The organism is Ruegeria sp. O5, from assembly GCF_056535105.1.
The window spans coordinates 40,163-48,364 of record NZ_JBQERN010000022.1; the positions used below are offsets into that span (position 1 = coordinate 40,163).

Consider the following 8,202-nt stretch of genomic DNA (forward strand, 5'->3'; position numbering starts at 1 on the left):
CAACGGGGAGCCTCATGAAAATAATCTCGACCAATGTCTTTGTCGGCCCGAATGTCTGGGCAAGTTTTCCGGTCATTCGCCACGTCATCGATCTGGGTGTTCTGGAAGAGTGGCCCTCGGCAAAAATTGGTTCCGAGTTTATTGACGCCTTGATCAAGGCGCTTCCCGGTCTGGCGGAACACGGCTGTTCCTATCGCGAACCCGGCGGCTTTATCCGCCGCCTGCGCGAGGATGAAGGCACCTGGCTGGGACATGTGCTGGAACATTGCGCCATCGAAGTTCAGAACGTGGCCGGGTCCGACGTGACCTTTGGACGTACGCGCGGCACAGGTGAGCCGGGCCAGTACAATATGGTCTATGAATACCGCCAGCGCGACGTCGGTCTGGATGCGGGCAATCTGGCGATGCGGTTGCTGATGCATCTGCTGCCGCAATCCCTGAAGGATCAGGTGGATTACGAATTCGACCCGGACTTCAACTGGGATGAAGAACTGCGCAGCTTTGTTCTGCGAGCGCAACGCAAGGAATTTGGCCCATCGACCGGATCGCTGGTCAAGGCGGCGCAGGAACGCGACATTCCTTGGATCAGGCTGAATTCCGGCTCGCTTGTGCAATTTGGACACGGCAAGTTTCAGAAACGCATTCAGGCGACAATTACGTCCGAGACCAAGCATATCTCGGTCGAGATCTCCTGTGACAAGGAAGACACCCATAATCTGCTGAACGATCTTGGCCTGCCGGTTCCGCAGCAGCGCATGGTCTATTCGGCCCGCGAGGCCGTACGCGCAGCCACGCGGATCGGGTTTCCCGTGGTGGTCAAACCGTTGGACGCCAACCATGGGCGCGGCGTTTCGATCAATCTGAATTCCGATGCCGAGGTCGAGGCGGGCTTTGCCGAGGCCAAGGAGCATTCGCGCAGCCGCGCCATTCTGGTCGAGAGCTTCATCACCGGCTTTGATCACCGGATGCTGGTCGTGAACGACAAGCTGGTTGCGGTGGCCAAACGCGTCCCCGGCCATGTAATAGGCGACGGAACCCATACGATTGCCGAACTGGTCGACATCGTGAACCAGGACCCACGCCGGGGCATCGGGCACGAAAAAGTGCTGACCAGGCTCGAGTTGGACAATCAGGCTAACCGCCTGATGGAGAATGCGGGCGTGACGGAAGACACTGTCCTGCCCGAGGGTGAGGTTTTCTATCTGCGCTCGACCGCGAACCTGTCAACCGGTGGCACCGCCATCGATCTGACCGACGTGGTGCATCCCGACAACCGCGACATGGCCGAACGCGCCATCATGGCGGTCGGGCTGGATGTGGGCGGTGTCGATTTCCTGATCGACGATATCACCAAATCCTACAAGGATATCGGTGGCGCGATTGTCGAAGTAAATGCGGCCCCCGGTTTCCGGATGCATGTGGCCCCGTCCGAAGGTCAGCCGCGCGATGTGGCGGGCAAGGTCATCGACATGCTGTTCCCTGCCAATGAACAGACCCGCATCCCGATTGCGGCCATCACCGGCACCAACGGCAAGACGACAACGTCGCGGATGCTGGGTCATATCATGAAAACCAGTGGCAAGATCGTTGGCATGACCTCGACCGACGGCGTCTATGTGGATGGCAAGCTGAGCGTCAAGGGGGACATGACCGGCCCGAAATCGGCACAGATCGTCCTGCGTGATCCGATGGTCGATTTTGCAGTGATGGAAACCGCGCGGGGCGGGCTGGTTCGCTCGGGTCTGGGCTATCAACGCTCGAACGTGGCGGCCTGTCTGAATGTCTCGGCAGATCATCTGGGTCTGGGCGGGATCAATACGGTCGAGGAGCTGGCCGTCGTCAAACGGGTGGTGGTGGAAAGCGCAACCGACACGGCCGTGCTGAATGCTGACGACATCAATTGTCTGAAGATGGCCGATTACGCCGGGGCGGATCAGATCTTCTATGTCACGACCAACCCCGGTCACAGTCTGGTCAAGGAACATATCAAGACAGGGGGCAAGGCCATCGTGCTGGAAAAAGGCATGAATGGCGACATGCTGACCATCTATGACAAAGGGCTTCACATCCCGGTTCTGTGGTCGCATCTGATCCCCGCCACGCTTGAAGGCAAGGCGATCTTCAACGTGCAAAACGCCATGGTCGCAGCTGCAATGGCCTATAGCTTTGGGGTCGATTTGGACAATATCCGGCATGGTCTGCGCACTTTCGACACCAGTTATTTCCAGGCACCGGGGCGGATGAATGTCTATGATGAACATCCCTTCAAGGTGATCCTTGATTACGGCCACAACCCGGCCGCGCTGAAGGCGATGGCCGCTTTGGCCGATCAGTTGGAGGTCAAGGGCCGCAGGCTGTGCGTTGTTGCGATGCCCGGTGATCGGCGCGATGAAGACATTGTTGATGGGGCCGCAGCGCTGGCCGGGCATTTTGACCACTTCATCTGCAAGGCCGATGACCGCCGCCGGGGTCGCGGGCATGACGAGGTGCCGCAAATGATGCGGCAGGCCCTGATCGATTGCGGGACACCGGATGAGGCAATCTCGATCATCCCGGATGAGGTTGAGGCCGTGACCACAGCGCTGGAGATGGCGGCACCGGGCGATCTGCTGGTGATCTTCGGAGATGACACCACACGCTGCTGGAAACAGATCATCTACTTCAATTCCGATGGCGAAACCTCTGAAACCGAGGCAGCACCCAGGACCAGCCCCGCCGACACCACGTTCGAGGACATGTTCGACAGCGACCAGAACCTGATCCGGGACGAACGCGGTGTAAGACTGGCGCGTGAAATCAGCGAAGACGCGGATTGAGCGGAGGTACCGGAATGGACCGGATCGAAGAGCTTGAAACCGCGCTGACCATCGAAAGCGCGACCGCTGATCATATTCAGGTGGATGACGCGCGGCGACTGACCGGCCCCGGCCTGTTATGGGATCACCCCGGCGCGGTGATGGATGTGTTTTTCACTGTTATCGACCCCGCGCAGGTCATTGCAGTGTGGGAAAAACACGCCCGGCGCGTTCTGGATGCGCTTGGCTGGCAGGATCAGGCGCTGACCCACCGAACCTTCACCGGTGGTGTCAATCTGGCGATCTCGGCACCGATGGATCAGCTTTATTCCGCGATCTTTGCGGCTCAGACCGCCTGGCATTTCTGCGCGGCAGAGTTGCTGGAGACCACGCCGGGCGATTTTGATCAGATGATCCGGGACGTCAAAGGCGTCATGGCGAAGGAGGCCAATCCTGCGCTGATCGCCCTGATCGCGGCAGCCGACGCGCATGGTGTGGATATCCTTTGCGACGATGATGAGATTTCCATCGGGCATGGAACCGGCAGCCAAACCTGGCCTGTCGACGCACTGCCCGCCCCGGATGACGTGGACTGGCCCGCCTTTCACAACATCCCCGTCGCCTTCATCACCGGAACCAATGGCAAGACCACCACGACCCGGTTGCTGGAGGCCATCGCCCGCGCATCGGGCAAGGTCGCGGGGCTGACCTCGACCGAGTTTGTGCGGGTGGGTGATGATATTCTGGATCGCGGCGACTATTCCGGCCCCGGCGGAGGGCGGATGTTGCTGCGCGACAAGCGGCTTGAAATCGGCTGCCTTGAAGTGGCCCGTGGGGGTATCCTGCGTCGCGGCCTGCCGACGCGTGCGGCCATGGCCGCCACTGTCACCAACGTGGCGAACGATCATCTGGGGCAATACGGCGTCAACACGGTGCCCGAGCTGGCTCAGGCGAAATTCGCCGTGCACCGGACACTGACCAAGGGCGGCGTTCTGGCCCTGAATGCCGATGATCCTTTTGTCCGTGCCGAGGCCGAAAACACGGCGGCAAATATCTGGTGGTTTTCACTGGATGCCGGGAATGATCTGATCCGTCGGGCGCGCGACGCGGGAACATGCTGCGCCTATGTCTCGCAGGGCAATATCGTCTTTTTCGACGGCCGGTCCGAGCATACGGTCATTGCCGTGTCCGTCGTGCCCCTGACCATGGGCGGGGTCGCGAAATACAACATCCTGAACGCTCTGGCGGCTATGTGCCTTGCGCTGGCATTGAAACTGCCGCTTGAGGCGGTGCGGCAAGGGTTGGCCGGGTTCAAGCCGGATGCCAAGGACAATCCGGGTCGCTGTAACGAATTCCGGTACAACGGCGCTCAGGTTTTCGTGGATTTCGCACATAATCCGCATTCGATTTCTGCCGTGTGCGATGCGCTGTCGGCCCTGCCGGCAAAACGGCGGTTCATCATGCTCAGCCATGCCGGAGACCGGTCGGATCAGGACATTCGGGATGTCACCGCAACCGCATTGAACTTCCAACCCGACGTGGTCGTTGCTGCTGAACTGGAAGGGTATCTACGGGGCCGCTCAATGGGAGAGATACCGGACCTGATCGAAAAGTCTGCCTTGGAACAGGGATATAACAAGACCCAGATCCAAAGGGCCGCATCCCCGTCCGAGGCCGCCGCGATGATCCTGAAACAGGTGGAACCGGGCGATCTTGCCCTGCTGCTGGTTCTGTCGGAACGCGACGCCGTGCTTGAGATGCTAGACCAGCAGGCGATCTAACGGGTTGAAGGACCAGTAAGGCAACGCGCCGCCACCTCCGGCTGCGGTCAACTGAGCAGCAAATTGCGTATCACCCTTGCATTGACATCCAGCCTGGCAATACTCGCCAAAATACAGGCAACAGGTGGTTAAGGTTAGGTGTTATGGAGATTGAGCAGACGGGGTTGTCGGGTGTGTTGGTTATTCGCCCGCAGCGGCATGGGGATTTGCGCGGGTTTTTTTCCGAAAGCTGGAACAAGGCGCGGCTGGAGGAGGCTGGGGTTGTGTTGCCGGAGTTTGTGCAGGACAACCATTCGTTGTCGTCCGCGGTGGGGACATTGCGCGGCCTGCATTTTCAGGCGCCTCCGCATGCGCAGGGCAAATTGGTTCGGGCGGGCCGGGGGGCGCTTTATGATGTCGCTGTCGATATCCGCAAGGGATCGCCGACCTATGGGCAATCTTTCGGCATCGAGCTCAGCTTTGAGAACGGGCGACAGCTTTGGGTGCCGGCGGGTTTTGCCCATGGTTTTGTGACGTTAGAGCCCGACACCGAAATCTGCTACAAATGTACCAGCTTTTACAATGCGGATGCCGATGGGGGTGTGCGCTGGGACAGCTGTGGTATTGATTGGCCCTTGCAGGGGAACCCGGTGCTGAGCGACAAGGACAGGATTGCGCCTGCGCTGGCTGATTTTGACAGCCCGTTTGTTTACGAAGGATAGAATATGAAACTGTTGGTGACAGGTGGTGCGGGTTTCATCGGGTCCGCGGTCGTGCGGCGTGCCATTGCGGACGGACATCAGGTCGTGAACCTTGATGCGCTGACCTATGCGGCCTGCCTCGACAATGTTGCCGAGGTTGCAGAGAACCCGAACTATGCCTTTGTTCACGCAGATATCCGCGACCCTGCAGCCCTGAAGGCGGTGTTTGCCGAACATGCGCCTGATGCGGTGATGCACCTGGCGGCGGAATCCCATGTTGACCGGTCCATCGACGGGCCGGGGGCTTTCATCGAAACCAATGTCCTGGGCACATACAACATGCTGGAGGCGGCGCGCAGCTATTGGGCCGGACAGGGAAAACCGGACACTTTCAGGTTCCACCATATCTCGACCGATGAAGTCTTTGGCAGCCTGGGCCCCACCGGCCAGTTCACCGAGGATACCCCCTATGATCCGCGGTCTCCCTATTCCGCGTCGAAAGCCTCCAGCGATCATCTGGTCCGGGCCTGGCACGAGACCTATGGCCTGCCGGTGGTGCTGACCAACTGTTCGAACAATTACGGGCCCTATCATTTCCCTGAAAAGCTGATCCCTGTTGTGATCCTGAACGCAATCGCGGGCAAGGCGCTGCCGATCTATGGCGACGGCTCGAATGTCCGCGACTGGCTGTATGTCGAGGATCACGCCGACGCGCTTTTGCTGGTGGTGCAAAAGGGGGCTGTCGGCCGGTCCTATAACATCGGTGGCGAGAACGAGCGCAGCAATCTGGAACTGGTGCAGACGCTGTGTGCGATCCTGGACGACCTGCGCCCGAAACCGCAGGGGGTCTATGCGGACCAGATCACCTTTGTAACAGACCGCCCCGGGCATGATGCGCGTTACGCCATCGATCCCTCGCGGATGCGCAACGAAATGAACTGGCGCCCGTCCTTGACGGTAGAGGAAGGTCTGCGCAGAACGGTTGAATGGTACCTGAACAATGAAGACTGGTGGCGGTCTTTACAGAACCGGTCCGGCGTTGGCGAACGGCTGGGGGTCAGCGCGTGAAACTTCTGGTCTTCGGGGCGACCGGTCAGCTGGGCCGGGAACTGACCCGGTGTGGCGGGGATATCTCGGTTGAAGCGCTTGGGCGCGACAAGGCGGATTTTGCCGATCCTGAAGGGTGCGCGGCCCTGGTTCGCAACACCGACGCGGATGCGGTGATCAACGCCGCCGCATATACCGCCGTCGACAAGGCCGAAGCGGAGGAAGACCTTGCCCTGCTGATCAACGGAACCACGCCCACGGCGCTGGCCAAAGCTGCGGCCGGGCGCGGATTGCCGTTTGTTCAGGTCTCGACAGATTATGTGTTTGACGGGGCGGGCACGGCCCCGTTCTTACCCAACCACGCGACCGGCCCGCTGGGCGCCTATGGACGCACCAAGCTGGCGGGTGAGGCCGGTGTGATTGCGGCGGGCGGACCCCATGCCATCATACGAACCTCTTGGGTGGTGTCGTCACATGGACATAACTTCGTCAAAACCATGCTGCGCCTCGGCAAAGAGCGTGACCACCTGACGATCGTCGCAGACCAGATTGGCGGTCCAACCCCGGCATCGGCACTGGCCGGGGCCTGTATCGGCGCGGCCCGTGCCCTTTTGACAAACCCGGATGAAAAGACCGGAATTTACCATTGCAGCGGTGGCCCTGATGTCAGCTGGGCCGATTTTGCGCGCGAGATCTTCGATCAGGCCGGTATTGACTGCAATGTCGAAGACATCCCGTCCAGCGCATACCCGACCCCCGCGAAACGCCCCCTGAACAGCCGCCTGGACTGCACGACACTGACAACGGACCTGGGCGTGCCCCGTCCGGATTGGAAGGCGGGCCTGCATAGCATACTTGAAGACCTTGGAGAGCTCGGCACATGACGACCCGGAACGGCAAGAAACGCAAAGGTATCATTCTGGCAGGCGGGTCAGGCACCCGTCTTTATCCGATCACGATGGGCGTCTCGAAACAGCTTTTGCCCATCTATGACAAGCCGATGATCTATTACCCCCTTTCGGTGCTGATGCTGGCCGGGATCCGCGACATCGCGATGATCACGACGCCGCAGGATCAGGAGCAGTTTCAGCGCCTGTTGGGTGATGGAAGCCAATGGGGCCTGTCCCTGACCTGGATTGTTCAACCTTCTCCTGACGGGTTGGCGCAAGCCTATATTCTGGCGGAAGATTTTCTGGATGGTGCCCCCTCGGCCATGGTGCTGGGCGACAACATCTTCTTTGGGCACGGCCTGCCCGAGATCCTGCAATCGGCAGACGCCAAAGAGACGGGTGGCACCGTTTTCGGCTATCGGGTCGCTGATCCCGAACGCTACGGGGTCGTGGCCTATGACGAGGCTGGCGCCGTCACCCAGATTGTCGAGAAACCCCAAGTGCCGCCATCGAACTACGCCGTGACCGGGCTGTATTTTCTGGACGGCTCTGCCCCTGAACGGGCCCGCGCCGTAAAACCGTCTGCACGCGGCGAGCTTGAGATTGTCACCTTGCTTGAAATGTACCTTGAGGCCGGGTTGCTCAGCGTCAACCGCATGGGGCGCGGTTATGCCTGGCTGGATACCGGAACCCACGCAAGCCTGCTGGACGCCGGAAACTTTGTGCGTACGCTTCAGGACAGGCAAGGCCTGCAAACCGGATCACCTGACGAAATCGCCCATACGCTGGGCTGGATCAGCGACCAGGACCTCGAAGCCCGCGCCCAAAGATTCGGCAAAAACGACTACGGCGAATACCTCAAGAACCTGCTGAACCATTAGCCGTTCAATAGCGGTATTGGCTTGGTTGAGTTTTTTGGTTTTGGTTGCGGGTTTGGTGGTGAGGTCTTATTTAGCGTGTTTGGATGTTGGGATGGGTTGGTGTGCCGCAGGGTTGCATCTGTCCTTTA

The 8,202-nt window shown here is 59.8% G+C and carries 6 protein-coding genes; all 6 read left to right on the top strand.

Features of this window, described 5'->3' with window-relative positions; translation table 11 throughout:
- The first annotated feature begins 14 nt into the window (after positions 1-14).
- The 6 genes from cphA to rfbA all read left to right on the top strand — a co-directional run bounded on the left by cphA (position 15) and on the right by rfbA (position 8,074).
- Positions 15-2,816 (top strand): cyanophycin synthetase, encoded by a 2,802-nt coding sequence (gene cphA / locus ACR0M3_RS18310; protein WP_480912033.1) that lies wholly within the window; start codon positions 15-17, stop codon positions 2,814-2,816.
- 14 nt (positions 2,817-2,830) lie between these two features.
- Positions 2,831-4,576, top strand: coding sequence for a Mur ligase family protein (locus tag ACR0M3_RS18315; protein ID WP_480912036.1), 1,746 nt, complete (start codon positions 2,831-2,833; stop codon positions 4,574-4,576).
- Between the two features lie 143 nt (positions 4,577-4,719).
- Positions 4,720-5,277, top strand: coding sequence for a dTDP-4-dehydrorhamnose 3,5-epimerase (rfbC, locus tag ACR0M3_RS18320; RefSeq protein WP_209508312.1), 558 nt, complete (start codon positions 4,720-4,722; stop codon positions 5,275-5,277).
- Positions 5,278-5,280: 3 nt separating this feature from the next.
- Positions 5,281-6,324, top strand: a complete 1,044-nt coding sequence (rfbB, locus tag ACR0M3_RS18325) for a dTDP-glucose 4,6-dehydratase (protein WP_480912039.1) — start codon at positions 5,281-5,283, stop codon at positions 6,322-6,324.
- The gene (rfbD, locus tag ACR0M3_RS18330) at positions 6,321-7,187 is read left to right on the top strand and encodes a dTDP-4-dehydrorhamnose reductase (protein WP_480912042.1); all 867 of its coding nucleotides are present in this window, start codon (positions 6,321-6,323) and stop codon (positions 7,185-7,187) included. Before rfbB ends, rfbD begins: the two co-directional genes overlap by 4 nt.
- Positions 7,184-8,074, top strand: coding sequence for a glucose-1-phosphate thymidylyltransferase RfbA (rfbA, locus tag ACR0M3_RS18335; protein ID WP_480484785.1), 891 nt, complete (start codon positions 7,184-7,186; stop codon positions 8,072-8,074). The genes rfbD and rfbA overlap by 4 nt, the downstream gene beginning before the upstream one ends.
- Positions 8,075-8,202 lie beyond the last annotated feature (128 nt).

What these genes read in the sequence shown, in the direction of transcription:
- cphA (WP_480912033.1), top strand. Translation starts at nt 15, where the DNA reads ATGAAAATAATCTCGACCAATGTCTTTGTCGGCCCGAATGTCTGGGCA.
- ACR0M3_RS18315 (WP_480912036.1), top strand. Translation starts at nt 2,831, where the DNA reads ATGGACCGGATCGAAGAGCTTGAAACCGCGCTGACCATCGAAAGCGCG.
- rfbC (WP_209508312.1), top strand. Translation starts at nt 4,720, where the DNA reads ATGGAGATTGAGCAGACGGGGTTGTCGGGTGTGTTGGTTATTCGCCCG.
- rfbB (WP_480912039.1), top strand. Translation starts at nt 5,281, where the DNA reads ATGAAACTGTTGGTGACAGGTGGTGCGGGTTTCATCGGGTCCGCGGTC.
- rfbA (WP_480484785.1), top strand. Translation starts at nt 7,184, where the DNA reads ATGACGACCCGGAACGGCAAGAAACGCAAAGGTATCATTCTGGCAGGC.